Origin of the sequence: Streptomyces sp. HSW2009 (assembly GCF_040240285.1) — a bacterium.
Classification (GTDB): Bacteria; Actinomycetota; Actinomycetes; order Streptomycetales; family Streptomycetaceae; genus Streptomyces.
This window is the reverse complement of sequence record NZ_JBEHZD010000135.1, coordinates 1-15,248: the sequence shown is the minus strand read 5'-3', so window position 1 is coordinate 15,248 and position 15,248 is coordinate 1. Positions and strand designations below refer to the sequence as shown.

The 15,248-nt window shown below is 70.5% G+C and carries 11 protein-coding genes and 2 tRNA genes; 3 read left to right on the top strand and 10 right to left on the bottom strand.

Translation table 11 applies throughout. The features are described 5' to 3' along the window. From secD to AAHZ94_RS13055, 7 genes are all read right to left on the bottom strand, one after another. Positions 1–1,616 (bottom strand): protein translocase subunit SecD (gene secD, locus AAHZ94_RS13085; RefSeq protein ID WP_349993018.1); only part of this gene is annotated, 1,616 nt, incomplete at its 3' end. An 83-nt stretch (positions 1,617–1,699) separates the two neighbouring features. Continuing rightward, positions 1,700–2,314 (bottom strand): hypothetical protein, encoded by a 615-nt coding sequence (locus AAHZ94_RS13080; RefSeq protein WP_349993017.1) that lies wholly within the window; start codon positions 2,312–2,314, stop codon positions 1,700–1,702. Between the two features lie 711 nt (positions 2,315–3,025). After that, positions 3,026–5,782, bottom strand: coding sequence for a M4 family metallopeptidase (locus AAHZ94_RS13075; protein WP_349993016.1), 2,757 nt, complete (start codon positions 5,780–5,782; stop codon positions 3,026–3,028). Between the two features lie 404 nt (positions 5,783–6,186). After that, on the bottom strand, positions 6,187–6,900 hold the full coding sequence (locus AAHZ94_RS13070; protein ID WP_349993015.1) for a ribonuclease H family protein: 714 nt from the start codon (positions 6,898–6,900) through the stop codon (positions 6,187–6,189). 848 nt (positions 6,901–7,748) lie between these two features. Beyond that, entirely contained in the window at positions 7,749–8,507 is a 759-nt protein-coding gene (locus tag AAHZ94_RS13065; protein ID WP_349993014.1) for a thioesterase II family protein, read from the bottom strand. Positions 8,508–8,583: 76 nt separating this feature from the next. Next, positions 8,584–9,372: a phosphopantetheine-binding protein gene (locus tag AAHZ94_RS13060; protein ID WP_349993013.1), complete on the bottom strand. Its 789-nt coding sequence runs from the start codon at positions 9,370–9,372 to the stop codon at positions 8,584–8,586. 659 nt (positions 9,373–10,031) lie between these two features. Then, a tRNA-Pro gene (locus tag AAHZ94_RS13055) sits at positions 10,032–10,105 on the bottom strand. A 171-nt stretch (positions 10,106–10,276) separates the two neighbouring features. Here AAHZ94_RS13055 and soxR point away from each other — a divergent pair. Then, positions 10,277–10,900, top strand: a complete 624-nt coding sequence (gene soxR / locus AAHZ94_RS13050; protein WP_349993012.1) for a redox-sensitive transcriptional activator SoxR — start codon at positions 10,277–10,279, stop codon at positions 10,898–10,900. 158 nt (positions 10,901–11,058) lie between these two features. Here soxR and AAHZ94_RS13045 read toward each other — a convergent pair whose 3' ends face one another. Next, a complete protein-coding gene (locus tag AAHZ94_RS13045) occupies positions 11,059–11,352 on the bottom strand; it encodes a YiaA/YiaB family inner membrane protein (RefSeq protein WP_349993011.1) in 294 nt (97 codons plus the stop codon). 196 nt (positions 11,353–11,548) lie between these two features. Here AAHZ94_RS13045 and AAHZ94_RS13040 point away from each other — a divergent pair. Beyond that, positions 11,549–11,622 (top strand) — tRNA-Pro (locus tag AAHZ94_RS13040). A gap of 345 nt (positions 11,623–11,967) precedes the next feature. Here the strand turns inward: AAHZ94_RS13040 and AAHZ94_RS13035 are convergent. Beyond that, a complete protein-coding gene (locus AAHZ94_RS13035; RefSeq protein ID WP_349993010.1) occupies positions 11,968–12,942 on the bottom strand; it encodes an AraC family transcriptional regulator in 975 nt (324 codons plus the stop codon). A gap of 782 nt (positions 12,943–13,724) precedes the next feature. On the opposite strand from AAHZ94_RS13035, the gene AAHZ94_RS13030 reads away from it, so the two are divergent. Further along, the gene (locus AAHZ94_RS13030) at positions 13,725–14,153 is read left to right on the top strand and encodes a peptidase inhibitor family I36 protein (protein WP_349993009.1); all 429 of its coding nucleotides are present in this window, start codon (positions 13,725–13,727) and stop codon (positions 14,151–14,153) included. A 272-nt stretch (positions 14,154–14,425) separates the two neighbouring features. Here AAHZ94_RS13030 and istB read toward each other — a convergent pair whose 3' ends face one another. Beyond that, positions 14,426–15,226 carry an IS21-like element helper ATPase IstB gene (istB, locus tag AAHZ94_RS13025; RefSeq protein WP_349993008.1) on the bottom strand — a complete coding sequence of 267 codons (801 nt, stop codon included), beginning with the start codon at positions 15,224–15,226 and terminating at the stop codon, positions 14,426–14,428. Positions 15,227–15,248 lie beyond the last annotated feature (22 nt).

Sequence of the window (15,248 nt, the reverse complement as noted above, 5' to 3'; positions counted from 1 at the left end):
GGGGCCGCGGTCGAGTACTCCACCAACCGGCCGCCGGTGAACTCCACCCCGAAGTCCAGCCCCCGCACCCCGATGCCCGCCGTGGCCAGGACCAGGGCGACGGCGGAGCCGGCGAGCCAGCGCCGGGGGCGGCGCAGCAGGTACGGGTTGCGGCGCAGCAGCCGGGTGCGGACCGCCCCGCTGTCGGCGATCCCGGTGAGGCCCGGCCGCTTGCGCACCGCGCGCCGGCCCACCGCGAAGTCGGCGAGCGCCCTGGTGATCACCAGGGCACTGATCATGGAGGCCAGCACGCCGATGCCCAGCGTGACGCCGAATCCGCGGACCGGCCCGGAGGCGAGCAGGAACAGCAGCCCGGCCGCGATCAACGTGGTGATGTTGGAATCGGCAATGGCGCTGAATGCCTGCCGGAATCCGGCGGCCAAGGCCGAGCGTGGCGTTTTCCGTTCCCGTACCGCGTATTCCTCGCGCGCCCGCTCGAAGACGAGGACATTCGCATCGACCGCCATTCCGATGGCCAAGACGAATCCCGCGAGTCCCGGCAGCGTCAGGGTGGCTCCGAGGCCCACCAGGGCGGCGTAGGAAAGCAGCCCGTAGCAGGCGAGCGCGAGGACGGCCAGGGCGCCGAGGAGACGGTAGACGGCGATGATGAACAGGCCCGTCAGCGCGGTGCCGATGATGGCCGCCTGGGCGCTGGCCCGGATGGCCTCGGCGCCCAGCGTGGGGCCGACGGTCCGCTGTTCGACGGTCTCCACCGGCACCGGCAGCGCGCCGCCGTTGATCAACAGCGCGAGTTCGCGGGCCTCGTCGCGGTCGAAGTCCCCGGTGATCTGGGTGGAGCCGCCGGTGATGCCCCGTTCGCACTGCACACCGGGGTCGACCTGCGGGGACGAGATGATCTCGTCGTCGAGGACGATGGCCACCCGGCGGGCCGGATCGCCGGGGGCGGCGCACGCGGCCTGGCCGGTCAACGCGGCCCACCCCTTGCCGCCCTTGCGGAAGTCGATGCTGACGAACCAGCCGAGTCCGGCCTGGGGGTCCATGCGCGCCTCGGCCTCACCGACGTCGCCGCCGCCGAGCGTGGACGGCCCGAGCCGCAGCGCGTCGCCGTCCTCGTCGGACAGCACCCGGCCTTGCCCGTCCGCGCCGGCCCCGCTGCTTTCCTTGGCGTCTTCGGCGTTCTTGCTGTTCTTGGCTTCCTTGGTGTCCTCGGTTTTTTGGGTGTCCTTGGTGTCCTCGGTTTTCTGGGTGCCCTCGTCGGTGGTGGTGCCCGGTGGGGCCTGGGCGAGTACGGGGTGGAAGGCGAGTTGTGCGGTGCGGCCGAGTACGTCGGCGGCCTCGCGCGGGTCCTGTACTCCGGGCAGTTCGACGATGATCCGGTTCTCGCCGGAACGGGTCAGGGTCGGTTCGGTGACGCCGAGCGCGTCGACCCGGCGGCGGAGCACCTCCAGGGTGCGGTCGGCGGCTTTGGAGTCGGCCGTCGCGGTGGCCGAGTCCCGGGTTTCGAGCACGATCTGGGTGCCGCCCCGCAGGTCGAGGCCGAGGCGGGCGGGCACGGTCACGGCGATGTAGAGCGATAGGGCGACGAGGACGAGCGCGAACAGGGCTCGCACCCGCATGGAGCGCGTCACAGCATGCCTCCGGCAGGCGTGCCGCAGCCGCACACGGCGGCGCGGGAAAGGGAGTGGTGCGGGGTGAGGGGTCAGCTACCGGAGGAATGCGGGGGCGCCCGGCCGGCGTACGGCGTGGCGTGCACGGCGCGGGCCAGGTCGACGCGCCCGGTGGGCGGCGCGCGCCAGCCGACCGACGGCGTGAACACCGTCGGCGGGGGCACGGCCGCGGCCCCGGGTGGCGGGGCGGCGTGCCCGGTCGCGGAGCGGTCGGCGGTCAGCCGCGGCAGCGCGCCGTACGGCTGGAGGTGCGGCCCGTTGGCCGCCTCGGGCCCGGCGGCCTCGTCCGCGAACAGCCGCAGCGCCTGGTGTGCGGCCTGCTGGCCGGCGGTGGGCTGCGGTCCTGCGGCTTGCCGGTCGCCCGGGGCGGCTGTGGGGTTGGTCGCGTACGGCGGGGCTGTGGTGCTACTCGCGTACGGCGAGGTTGCGAGGCTGCTCGGGTACGGCGCGGCGGGGTTGATCGCGTACGGCGCGGCGGCCTGGGTGTGTGCCCCGGTGCGCAGCAGCGTGGGGTGGCCGGCCGGTGACAGCAGGCCCATCAGGGCGACGAGTACGGCGACGACGGCCGCGGCCAGCGGGCGCAGCCCACCGGATAGCGCGCCCGACGCCGTGACGCGGCGGCCGGGAACCGCCGTACGCCGTGCCATGCCGCCTCCCCACTGCGCTGGTGCGACGCCGCGTGCGTGCGGCGCCGCCGTGCTGACGTGCGCCGCGTCGCCGCGCCGGCTGAACCGTTCGTACCGTACGGGTGAGCAACCCGGCCGGTCGCCGGGACGCTGCCGACCCTAGCCGGCGACCGCCCCACGGCGAACCGGGCACGGGCACCACCCGCACTCGGCCCGGCCCGCTGCCCCACCCGTCGGCCCCGGAGGCCGGGGGAACCGGAGACCGAACGGGTAGGTTAACCCGCCGCCCCGGCCCGCACGAGATATGCGGCCGAATGCGTTCCGCGCGACGGCGCGGACGGATCGTCTTGCCGGACGACACGAATGCACGGCGGTACGCATGCACGGCAGTACGCATGTGCGGGCGGTACGAATGTGCGGCGGCGCGGAAAGCACGGCTCTTTTGCAGCGAGCCCCTCGCTTTACAGCGGGCTCCTTCCGCCGGTCGGCACATTCTGGGGGCATGCCGTTTTCTGGGATTGGGGCTCGGGTTGGCCTTGGGGCCAAGGACTGGTGCCAGGGTGGAGACCAAAACCGGAGCCAGGTCCGGGCTGAGACCGGGACCAGGGCCGAAGCGGAGACCGAGACCGGGGCCAGGGCTGGGGCCGGCCCCCTCACACCCCGGCCCCAGCCCCCAGCACCGCACACCCAGACCCACACCTGCTCAGTGCGAACGCCCCCGTGCCTGGGTGATCAGCCGCAGTGGCCCGTCGGCCGGGAGCGGGTGACCAGGCTGCTGATGCCGGTCGTGGCGTCGAGCCAGACCACCTGACTACCCGTCAGCGCAGCCGCGGGCCCCTGCTCGCCGCGGTTGCAGGAGACCCGGCCGCGCCGGGTGCCCGGGTCGTCCGGCGCACCCCCGGCCGCGAACTGGTAGAGCTTGGGGATCGACTCGTTGCGAATCTCGGGGTCGGGCAGATAGCTGCCGACCGTCACACTGTCGTCGGAGACCGTCAGGGTGTACGCGTTGAGCGCGTCCGGGCCGGTCTGCGGGCTGAGGTCGACGATGCCCGAACCATCGAGCGCGGCGCGCCGTACCGTCGTCCGATCCTGCTGGGTCCGCTCGTCCAGGAGCCAGAAGACGTGGCTGCCGTTGATGTCCGTCGGGCCGATGCGCGCCCCGGGCGTCGCCCGCTGGATGACGGTGTCCTGGCCCGTGGCCACGTCGACGACGTGCGTGGTCCACTCGTACTCGGCGGCCCGCACCCGTCGTTTGTCCTGGTAGGCCACCTTCCCTCGGCTGACCGACGGGGTGTACGACTGGTGGTAGGTGCCGCCGCCGATGCGGACGATGTTCGCGGGGTCCCGCAGGCTCAGATAGGTCACACCCTGGCGTCCACCGTGGTTGGCGTGGCCGAAGGTGACGACGTCGCCGTCGACGTCCATCGCGGTGCTGGCGCCGCGGCCCCGCCACAGCTTCTTGACCGGCCCCCCGGCCCGCGGCCTGGCCAGGATCTCCACGCCGCCGCCGGAGCCGAACGCCTGCCACACCACGGTCTTGCCGTCGGTGGCCGGGTTGACGTGATAGCGGCCGTCGTTGGGGCTGATCAGCTTGGGCTCGCCGGCTCCATCGCCGCGCCCGGCCCACACCGAGTACGGTTCCGAGCCGTCCTCGTTGGACTTGGAAGCCACCCACCAGCCGCCGCCCCCGCCAGGGTTGGAGTCGGTCGTGTTGACCCGGTCCAGGATGACGTCGGAGTCCACGCCGAGGGCGAGTTCCCAACCGGGCACGATGCCGTGGCCGGTGAACGCGCGCTCCACCGCCCGCTGTTCGGCCGCCGTCGTGCCGAGTTCCTTCGCCGCGGCGAGCACCGCGGCCCGCCCCTCGGTGAAGCCGTCCAACGGGGTGAGGTACTGGGTCAACGCCCGGTAGACGATGCGGTCGGTGCGCTCGGCGCCCAGTTCCTGGCGCACGTCCCACAGGGCGCCGCCGAAGATGGTCGAGTTGAGGTGGACGCCGCCGTTGTCGGTGCCGAAGCCGACGCCGAGGAAGGACTTGCTGGTGGTCCGCCCGTCGTTGAGGTCGCGCAGCGCGCACGCGCGGGGTTCCTTGGTCCGGCACAGCCGCTCACCGAGCAGCCCCGAATCGGGGTCGGATACCGGGATGTCGTACGCGTCCGCCTCGATGGCGTTGCCGAAGTAGTCGGCGATGGCCTCGTTCATGGCCCCGGACTGGCCGGCGTACACCAGGTTGGCCGAGTGTTCGATGACGCCGTGCGTCATCTCGTGGCCGACGACGTCGAGACCGGCCGAGAGCGGCCGGAACTCGGCGTCGCCGATGCCGTAGACCATCTTCTGGCCGTCCCAGAAGGCGTTGACGTAGCTGCCGTCGTAGCTGGCGACGCCCACCAGCGAGTCGATCGTCATGCCGTGGCCGTCGAGGCTGTTGCGGCCGTGCTTGTCGCGGAGGTAGTCGTAGACATTCGCTGCGGCCCAATGCGCGTCCACCGCACCGGCGTTGGTGGCCTCGAAGGGGAATGCGGGGGTCGGCGCGCCGACCACCTCAAGCTCCGGCGGCCACTGGCCCGACACCTCGCTCGGGGCCTTGCCGCGGGCGTCCCAGGTGGCCAGGGAGCCGTAGTCGTCGGGGATGCGGGTGCGGTCGCGGAGCGCGTACACCTTGCGGTATGCGTCGTACTCCACCTCCAGGGCGACGCCCTGACCGTCCAGTTTGACGCCGAAGCCGCGTTCGGCCGCGCGCGGCCCGCGGGCCTGTGCGTCCGTTCGGGCCCGGGTGTTCGGTGTCCGCCGCCGGTCGGCGGTCCGGGGCGCGTCGAGCGTCTTGATGCCGCTGTACTGGAGGACGGGGTAGCCGGCGCGGGCGTCCACGTACACCTCGCGCAGGACCGGCAGCCCGGTGGCCGGGTCGCTGCCGCGTACGGTGATGTGCCGGGTGAGCACGCCGGCGCCGGACGGCAGCACCACCAGGCCGCGGGCGGTGCCGGTGAGCGGCGCCGGTTCCGGGGCACCCGCGGGCGGCTCCTGCCCGGCGAACTTTCGTTCACTGAGCTCGGTGGTGATGGCGTCGACCGCGCGCTCGACCGCGATTGCCTCGCTGACCTCGGGCGTCGTGGTGGTGCGCAGTTCGGTGAAGTACTTGCCCGAGGTGCCGGTGACCGTGCGCTCGCCGTTCTTCTGCCGCATCCGGACGACGTACTGGCCGCCCAGGACGGGCACGCCCCGGTACCGCTGCTGCAGGCGTACCGCCTCCTGTCCACCCGATGTCGTGGTGGAGACCGGCACCAGATCGCGCCGGGCCGCGGCGATCCAGTACCTGTCCCGCTGCCCGTCCAGATAGCCGCGGGCCGCATCGGCCGCGCTGCCGCCGGCCGGAGCCGCGTCGCGCAGCCCCTGCACCAGGGCGGGCGTCTGCGTCCGCTGACCAGGGACCACGTCCACCGGGCTGGCCGCCGGCGGGTCCGCCGCCGCTGCGTCGCGCGCGGGAAGCACCGATACGACGAGTGCGGCGCCGCCCCCTAGCGCCGCCGCCCCCGGTATGCCACTCGGTCGTGCTCTTCGGCCGCCGCGGCGGCTGACTCTTCTGGGGTGACGCACGGTCTTCCGACCCCCTGCCCTCGCGGTAGCCGACGACGGGACCGCCGCCGGCAGGGGGCCATCGAAGCGGCGATGGCCCGCCCCAGCAACGAGGGGAAGTCAGCCACGGACGACTTCCGGCCGGACGCGGTACGGGCGCGGTGCGGTCCGGGTCCGGTACGGGCCAACGCGGTACGGGCGGGTGTGGTGTGGTCCAGGCCCGGGTCCGAGTCCGGTACGGGCCAACCCGGTACGGGCGGGCGTGAGCGGCCCGTGACGGCCGCGCCCCGGCTCCGCGCCGTCGCATCGAGGCCGCGGGCTCAGCCCTCCGCCGTCTGCACCCCGGCTGCCCGGCAGGCGGGGTGGCCCCAGCGCGTACCGAGCTTGGTGATCGACTCACCCACGTCGTACGAGGCGCCGCACGGGCAGGTGCCGCGGAACTTCGCCTTGATCGTGGGCGCGCTGCCGCCCGACCCGGAGCGGGCCGGCCGCTTCCCCGCGCCGGAGCCCGAGCGCGCCCGGGCCTGGGTGCTGCGGCCTGCCTCGGGCACCGGCAGCTCCGTCGCGCCGAGCGCGGTGCCGGCGGCCTGCTGGCTGACGGCCGCGTCGCTCGCGGCCTGGTCGGCGATGGCGTTCAGCGGGTCGCCGCCCACCTGGTGCGCCGGCACGTACCGGAACTCGACGTCCCGGCCGGTGAGCAGCGCGTCGATCTGCTGGACCAGCTCCTGATTGGCGACCGGCTTGCCCGACGCCGTCTTCCAGCCCTTCCGCTTCCAGCCCGGCAGCCACTCGGTCACGGCCTTCATCGCGTACTGCGAGTCCATCCGCACTTCCAGGGCGGTACCGGGATGCACCGCCTCCAACAGCCGCTGTAGGGCGGTGAGTTCACCCACGTTGTTGGTGGCGCGTCCCAGCGGGCCGGCCTCCCAGCGCTCCGGCCGACCAGCCGCGTCCGCGATGACCCACGCCCATCCGGCCGGGCCCGGGTTCCCCTTGGCCGCCCCGTCACAGGCGGCGATGATGCGATCAGACATCCCTCGATCATGCCTTACCCGCCGCCCTCCCCCGAACCAGCACAGCCCGGGCCGCGGACCCCTACCCGGCGCGCCCCGCCCCTCGGCCCCTCCCCTCCCGGGCACTGGCGCCAGCAGCACCGGCACCGACCCGAGGCCCCGTCCCGGCTCGCGACGCGGGCGGCGGTCGCGCTCCGGGCGGCGCACCCGGTCACGGCGGGCCCGGGCACATCGGCGGCCTTCACTTTCCGTAATGGCAGCCTTCCAGCAAGCGGGGCCGGCCAGCCGGGCCGCAGCGGATGGATCACGGTCGCGGCACCGCACCGCATTGCGGCCTGCCTCGCGCACGCGCCCACCGTCGCCCCTTCGCGATCACGTCTCTTTCGAGATCACGTCCCTGCGAGCGCATCCGCAGGCGTCGTAGGGACACGTTCGCCTGGCGAACCCCGTCCCACTCCCCACGCCATTCCGCACCCCCGCGCCACAACACCCTCCGCGTTCGCCTGGTGAACCCCGACCCACTCCGCACCCTCAGATTCACGTTCGCCTGGCGAACTTCGCTCCACTCCGCATCCCAGTTCCACGTTCGCCTGACGAACTTCGCCTCACTCCGCCCCCTCGATCCACGTTCGCCTGCTGAACTTCGCCCCATTCCCCTCCCCACCCCCACCAAGTCAGCTCCGTCCAGACCTAGTTGGCGGGAACTCACCGCCGACCCCCCACGCAATGCGCCACTCCGGCCCGCGCCCGCCCACCGAGCACCACCCCACAAGGCACCGGCCCCGGGCACCAGGTCCAGCAACACAGCAGGGGTTGGACGGCGCGCCCCTCCAACCCCTGTCTGCCCAACAGCTCTTCCTAGCCGACGGTCAGCCGACGGTCACCGCACCCTGTACCGCCTGGCGGACCAGGGCGATCACCTCGGCCGCGCGCGGGCTGAGGTAGAAGTGGCCGCCGCCGAACACCTCGGTGGCGAACTCGGCGGTGGTGTGGCCGCCCCACGCCTCCGCTTCGGGGATCGTCGTCTTCGGGTCCGCGTCGCCGACCAGGGCGGTGATCGGGCAGTCGACGGTCGTCTCCACCGGGGCGTACGTCTCGATGGCCCGGTAGTCACTGCGGATCGCCGGCAGCACCATGCGCAGCAGTTCCTCGTCGCCCAACACCTGGGCGTCGGTGCCGCTCATGGCCTTCATCTCGGCGACGATCCCGTCGTCGTCCCGCTGGTGGACATTCTCCGCGCGGCGAGTGGAGGGGGCGCGCCGGCCGGAGGCGAACAGCTTCGCAGGCACGTGCCCGTCGCCCTGGAGTCGGCGGGCCACCTCGAAGGCGAGCACGGCGCCCATGCTGTGTCCGAAGAACACCACGGGCCGGTCGAACAGCGGTGCCACCACGGGGGCGATGCGGTCGGCCAGGGCGTTCAGGTCCTCCACGTTCGGCTCGTGGCGCCGGTCCTGGCGGCCGGGGTACTGGATGGCCACCACGTCGGCGTCGCTGGCCAGCGCGGCCGAGACGGGGAAGTAGAAGCTGGCCGATCCGCCTGCGTGCGGGAAGCACACCAGCCGGGCCGGGGCGGCCGGCGCGGGGTGGAACCGGCGGAGCCAGAGGTCGCTGCCGTCGGTAGCTGTCATGGTCGTCGTCCGTTCTGTTGCGTGGTCGTGCTCGGTCGGATGCGAGTGCGGGTGCGGGTGCGCGTTGCCCGGGGCGTCAGCGGGTCTCGTCATGGTGGGCCGCCGGCCAGTCCCGTACGGCGCGTGCGGTGATCTCGGAGTGGTCCTCCATGACGGTGAAGCGGTTGCCCGGCACGTCGGCGCCCTCGGTCGGAAAGGGCCACTGGGGCTGCCAGGCATCTTCGGTCTGCACCGTGGTGCTCCCGTCGGGCGGGAAGGTGGCGTGCGCGTACAGCGTGGGTGTCTTGACCGCGAAGCCAGGGTGGGGCAGCACGGTGACCTCCCGCTCGCCCGCGAAGACGGGGGCGAACCCGGCGAAGCAGTGCGGGCCCGACGGCGCCAGTGTCGGCGGGAAGTAGAGCACCTGGACGCCCGGCCCGGTGGCCAGCGGAACCAGCGGCTGGGCGGCGCCCTCCTCCAGCGTCGCGAACACCGGCCGCACCAGCGCGGCAGCGTTCACCATGTGCCAACCCTCCTCGTACAGCCCGAGCCCACACGCCTGTCGGTACAGCCCGGTGAGCGTATCCTCCGCCGCCAATGTGACGGTTGAGGCGGTGACCTCACCGTGGCTGGTGGCCGGTTCGCGGCGCAGGTGGGCGACGAGTGCCGATCCGGTCGGCTGGTCGAAGCCGATGGTGGCGGGCAGGCGGAGGCCGGGGGCTTCCGCGAGCCGGTTGCGCAGTTGGAGTGCGGTCAGCGAGTCAAGGCTGAGTTGGGCGAGCGCACTGGCGACGTCCAGGTGGCGAGCAAACCGGCCAGCGCTAGCCTCTCGTCTTGCGGCTATGAGGCACGAGAAATCACTTTTCCACTCACACGTAGATCTCAATTCAGGTACGCAAAATAGGTCCAAGCGTTTTACCAACAAGAAGCCCGAACCCACCCTGACCTGCAACGATCATAATTCATTAGCGTAAGCAATGAAGGAATTGGCGCAGCAGGACCGCCGGTGGTCGCCTACGACAAACGGGCGCCGATACGGCCACCGCCACGTGAATGACAGATTCCACATTCCGTTTCACGACCACCCGCACTCGCCGCTTTTACAGCCGATTTACCCCCACAATCGAAGGGACCGCACCCCTGCGCACCGCCGCCACCTCACACCCACCGGGCACCGGGCACCGGGCACCGGAACAACCCAACGGTCACCACTCACCGAGCACCCGTACGCCCGGCCACCCGCCCACATGCCGCACCCCAGCGACGACCGCTCTGACGTCGAGGACGTTCCGCAGGACGCGGCACGCCCATGCCCGCCCCATATGTCTAGGGAATGCTTGATCATGATGACGTCGAAGAAGGGCACGTGGCGAAACTTCCGGATGGCCGCGCACCGCCGCTCGCCCCGCTGGCTAGCTGCCGGGCCTGATCGCCATGACCCGCTGACCGCGCTCAAGGGCCCCTGGTCCCCAACCGGTCCCCAAAAACGACGAAGGCCGGTTTCGGATTTCTCCAAAACCGGCCCTGACCTGCGACTCTTACGAGTCGGGACGACAGGATTTGAACCTGCGACCCCTTGACCCCCAGTCAAGTGCGCTACCAAGCTGCGCCACGTCCCGATGCATCGAACGTCGGCTCCGCACTCGCGCCGCCACCGTCGTTGCAGGTCAAGAGCGTACAGCATGATCGTGGTCGATGCCGCCCGCCCCGGTGGCAGGCCCGTGCCGACTGCCGGCCGGCGCGGTGGACTGCCCGGCCCCCGCGCCCCGCGCCGACTACGCTCGCAGGCCATGACGTCGAAGCATGACCGCCTGACGATCGGCGAACTCGCGGCCCGCAGCGGACTGGCGACCTCCGCCCTGCGCTACTACGAGGAACTCGGCCTCATCCACGCCGAACGCACCGTCGGCGGCCAGCGCCGCTTCCCCCGCGCCACGCTCCGCCGGGTCGCCTTCATCCGCGCCGCCCAGCAGGTCGGCCTCTCACTGGAGGAGGCCGGCGCCGCGCTCCAGCGGCTGCCCGAGGAGCGGGCACCCAACGCCGCCCAGTGGAACTCGGTGGCCCGCGTCTGGAGCCACCGCATCGACGCGCAGATCGCCGACTTGGAACGGCTCAAGCTCCGCCTCGCCGGCTGCATCGGCTGCGGCTGCCTCTCGCTGCGTAAGTGCAGCCTCTACAACCCGGAGGACGCCGCGGCCGAGCGCGGCACCGGTGCCCGCTACCTCCTAGGCGACGACCCGGCGACCGAAGGTGACCCACCCCAGGGCCGGTCGGGAGCCACGCGCGGGGCCGGCGCCCCGCCCGCACCGGGCGTCGCGGCCCCCCCCAGCCGGGCCGGTACGGCACCGGTCTCGGGCGGCGCGCGGCCGGCCCCGGCCCCCCGCATCCCCCTGCCGCGCACTGCGCGCGGCTGACCCGCGGCCCGACGCGACGGGGCGCCGCTCCCCGAGCTGGGGAACGGCGCCCTGTCGGCCGTCATCGAGTGCCGCAGTGTCGGAGGTGGCTCGCGACGTCCGCGTCCCGCACGGAGTGTGCTGGGCCACACCCTCCCGTACGGGATGCCTCCTCATGCTCATACGCTGCCGGGCTTGAACACATCCTGTTCCATCAGCAGCTTGTCGATCCGGGCCTTGTCCACCCGGTTGGTCACCTCCTCCACCTCCTGCCGGTCACGTACGCACTTGGCGAGGGTGAAGGCGGAGGTGACCACGAAGACCAGGCCGAGCCCGAGGAAGCCACGCTCCCAGGCGCCGACCGACAGTTTGGAGATCCCGTAGGCGACGGCGCCCAGGGACAGCACGAACGAGAGCGCGGCCTGGATGAAGAACGCGGTGGTCGTGGGGCGCTGGATGGAAGGTGTCGTCATGCACGTAGCGTCGCCGGGCCGTGACGGGCGCACATGAGTACGGTTACTCAACTCGGCCTGAGTGCCACCGCAGGGCCGTCGATCCCCTGCCTGGCGCGGAGATCAACGGCCGGGAAGGCGTGCGCGACCACTCGATGAAGTGCGGTATCGTTCTCGTACGCGCTCGGCCGGGGGAAACCCCAGGGCCGCAGAGCATCGGGACGTGGCGCAGCTTGGTAGCGCACTTGACTGGGGGTCAAGGGGTCGCAGGTTCAAATCCTGTCGTCCCGACTCGTAAGAGTCGCAGGTCAGGGCCGGTTTTGGAGAAATCCGAAACCGGCCTTCGTCGTTTTTGGGGACCGGTTGGGGGCCAGGGGCCCTTGACCAGGTCAGCGGGCCAGCGGGACATGACGATCGGGCTCGGTAGCAACCGCCGGGCGGGGTCGAAGGCCGGCGGTCTGCCGCCGGCCTTCCCACGCCGCAGACGTGTGGCCTTCTGGGCGGCCCGTGGCGGTCCGCCACGGGCCATAGCGTTCGGGCAACGCTTGGAACCCATGAGGACCTCCGTCTCCCCTTCCGGGAGCGGAGTCGACAACAGCCACAGCCCCAGCCACGACCGTACGGCGAGGGTGTCTGTTACGAGGACGTATGCACCTGGTGTCGGTAGTCGCGAGGGGCGAGGTGGTAGGTGGCGCGGAAGGCACGGGTGAAGGCGGCGTGGTGAGTGAACCCCCACCGTGCGGCGATGCTGTGGACTGGGGTGTTCAACTGCGCGGGGTCAGCCAGATCGCGCCGGGCACCCTCTAGTCGCTGGCGGCGTATCAATGCCGTAATGGTCTCGCCCTGTTCGGAGAAGAGGCGGTGGAGGTAGCTGAGGGAGATGTGATGCGCGCTGGCGATCGCGCCGAGGGTGAGGTGGGGGTCGTGCAGGTGGTGCTTGATGAAGGCGCGTATGTGCATCGCGAGCACTCGTTGACGCGATTCTGCGGGGAGCGTGTGGCCGGCGTCGGAAGCTTGGGCTATCAGCGCTGAGACCAAGTCGACCACGATGCCCTCAAGACGGTGCCCATCAATCGGCTGATACGCCTGAGAGCTCTTCAACTGGGTCAGCAGTTGCGCCAGCAGATAGCCGAATCCCTCGTGTGCTGACAGTTGCAGGCGCGTGGCTTGGTCGACCTGAGCGCGGGGAAGCGAGAGCAGCGCTTTGGGGACTTCCACCCCGATGCCCGTGTGCGGATTGCCATCGTCTCCTCCATACACGTCGATTGGCTGCGAGGTATCGACGACACACAAGCTGTCCGGGCCGTGCACAGTCGAATGCTTGCCCCGCACAGCGCGTAGCGGCCCGCTGAGCGGTAGGGAGATGTGGAGCCCTTCGGGGTCGGATTGCTGGATCAGCTTCGGCGTCCGTCGGAAACACACGGGTTGGAACGTCGTCGGCCATACTGACACCTCCCCGATCTTCAATACGCGTTGGGAGACCCGGAAGTCCGCCCGGTGATCACTGCGGACATCCAGTGGGGCGTGCGTTTGGCCCACGAGCTCTCGCCAGCACTCGAAGCGTTCCGCCGGCGCCAGGTCCGCGCTGCGGAAGACCGTCTCGGTCAGCACCTTCGATTCCTCTTCTCAGGTAGGCAGTCCAGCTGCACCCCTTGAGACTCAGCCAAAGATAGCGGGAGGGCATCACGTACAGAGAAGTGTGCCGAAACTTTCCCGAAGGTGGCCTAAACCATTTTAGCGGGTGCTCACGAATGCCCTTGTTGTATCGCTCGAACTCCTGGAGTTGATTGCGAAAGAAGATCGCGATTTAGCGCGCCGCGGAGGAGGAGTGATGCGCATGTCATGCAGTGAGGCACGGTTGACTGATGAGCTTGGTGATGCCTATGTGGCGACCCAAGCCCGGCATCGCATCACCTTTTGGCCCACGCGTTTCGAAATCGCCAAGAATTGCAGGATACGGACCATCAAGCGCTGTGTACGGGGAGTCAAGTATTCCGGAGGAAGGTGATGCCAGAGTAGGTGTCGATCGGCGAGGGCGATTCTGGTCAGCGCCGATAGGCGCCGGAGGGTTCTCGGCCCCCTGGCGGCAATGCACTTTGCGCCTTCTGTGAGAGAGGAGGGAACTATGCGCAGAGGAATTACGGCTGCCATTGGTGGGCCGCTCTTCTTCGCCGGCCGTACTGGGCAACTCCCAGCCAGTCGCGCTACCAGATGTCCGCGATGCGCGATCCGTACTGTGTGCCAAGCGTTCCCGCGCTCCTCCTCAACTCCCCCGGGCCTTACGGGGCCCGCGATGGGCAGGCCGCAGCGGCAGCACCGGGCTGAGCAGACGCCGGTGCGGTGGCAACGGTCTTCGCGTGACGTCGAGTGAACCGAAAAGGAGACATCCACCCATGAAGAGAGTCGCTTTCATCGCCGCGAGCGCCGCCCTGCTGCTGGCATCCGCAGTAGGCAGCGCTTCCGCCCAGAACAGTACGACCACCGCTCCTTCCGCCACGAGCGCTCCGGTGCTCCGCGCGATTCCTGTGCCGTTCGGGGCACAGGGGTGGGACAACTGCCACCATGGCCAGGCGTGTCTGTTCCAGAACAGCAACGGCGGCGGGACCCTGTACGTCGTGCCGTCCTGCGGCCGGATCTATGACCTCGACTCCAGCATCAACAACCGGACCAGCTCGCTGTGGAACCGCGCGGGCAGCCCGCTGAGCGTCTACGACGGCACCGGCGGGAAAACCCAGCTGGCCACGTACGGCGCCTTCGGGCCGACGATCAACCTTCCGAGCAATTTCAACGACAAGATCAGCTCGGTCTACGCCCCCTGCTGACCATGTCGGACCGGCCCCGCTCGCCGGTCGCCGATCCGACGAAGACCGGGTGCCGCCCCACCTCAGAGGACGGCACCCGGCCCAGTCGCTAGTGGACCGGTGCGACTGGCTTCGGTGATCTCCAGTTACAGCGTTTGTCGACGGCTTCCGGAGGCAGTTGTTGGTCGGCCGGCTCTGGAATGTCGAGGAGCAATGACGGCGCTGTCGTGAACGGGGGACGGCCAGCCGCCCGGACGGGCGGCTGGCCGTCAGAAGAAGGAAGCGGCCAGACGTCATCCGGCCTTGGCAGGCTCCTCAGAACGCGCCCGAGTGCTGGCCAGCCGGTAGGAATCGGTGCCGGTCTCAATGATGGTGCCGTTGAAGGTGAGACGGTCGACGATGGCCGCGCAGAGACGGGGGTCGGTGAACGTCTTGGTCCAGCCACCGAAGGACTCGTTGGAGGCGATGGCGACGCTGTTCTTCTCCTCGCGCTCGGTCAGGACCTGGAAGAGGAGTTCGGCGCCCCGGCGGTCGAGTTCCATGTAGCCCAGCTCATCAATGCAGAGAAGATCGACACGTCCGTAGCGGGCGATGGTCTTGTTTAGCTGCTTCTCGTCGGCGGCCTCGACCAGCTCGTTCACCAGCTTCGTGGCGAGCGTGTAGCGGACCCGGTAGCCCTTCATCGCGGCCTCGGTGCCAAGGGCGATGAGCATGTGGGACTTGCCGGTGCCGGAGTCCCCGATCAGGCAGAGCGGCTGACTCTTCTTGATCCATTCGCAGTTCGCGAGGGTGTGAACGGTCGCCGCGTCGATGTTCGGGTTGGCGTCGAAGTCGAACGCCCGCAGCGACTTCTCCCGAGGGAAACCCGCCGCCTTGATCCGCCGCTCCGAGCGACGCCGGGACCGGTCGTCGCACTCGGCCATCAGCAGCTCGGCGAGGAACCCGCGATAGCTCATCTGGTCCTTCAGCGCCCGTTCGGCGATGTCGGAGAACTCGTTGCGGATCGTCGGCAGCCGCAGCAGCCGACAGGCGCTGTCGATCGCGGCGTCGGCGGCCTGCTCGGTCAGGCCTCGCTGGCGGGGCAGGGTCGTCACTGCGCTTCTCCCTCACGGTGGT

Excerpts from the sequence above, each read along its gene's own strand:
- AAHZ94_RS13080 (WP_349993017.1), bottom strand. The coding sequence starts at position 2,314 with ATGGCACGGCGTACGGCGGTTCCCGGCCGCCGCGTCACGGCGTCGGGC.
- AAHZ94_RS13030 (WP_349993009.1), top strand. The coding sequence starts at position 13,725 with ATGAAGAGAGTCGCTTTCATCGCCGCGAGCGCCGCCCTGCTGCTGGCA.
- AAHZ94_RS13065 (WP_349993014.1), bottom strand. The coding sequence starts at position 8,507 with ATGACAGCTACCGACGGCAGCGACCTCTGGCTCCGCCGGTTCCACCCC.
- AAHZ94_RS13070 (WP_349993015.1), bottom strand. The coding sequence starts at position 6,900 with ATGTCTGATCGCATCATCGCCGCCTGTGACGGGGCGGCCAAGGGGAAC.
- AAHZ94_RS13045 (WP_349993011.1), bottom strand. The coding sequence starts at position 11,352 with ATGACGACACCTTCCATCCAGCGCCCCACGACCACCGCGTTCTTCATC.
- soxR (WP_349993012.1), top strand. The coding sequence starts at position 10,277 with ATGACGTCGAAGCATGACCGCCTGACGATCGGCGAACTCGCGGCCCGC.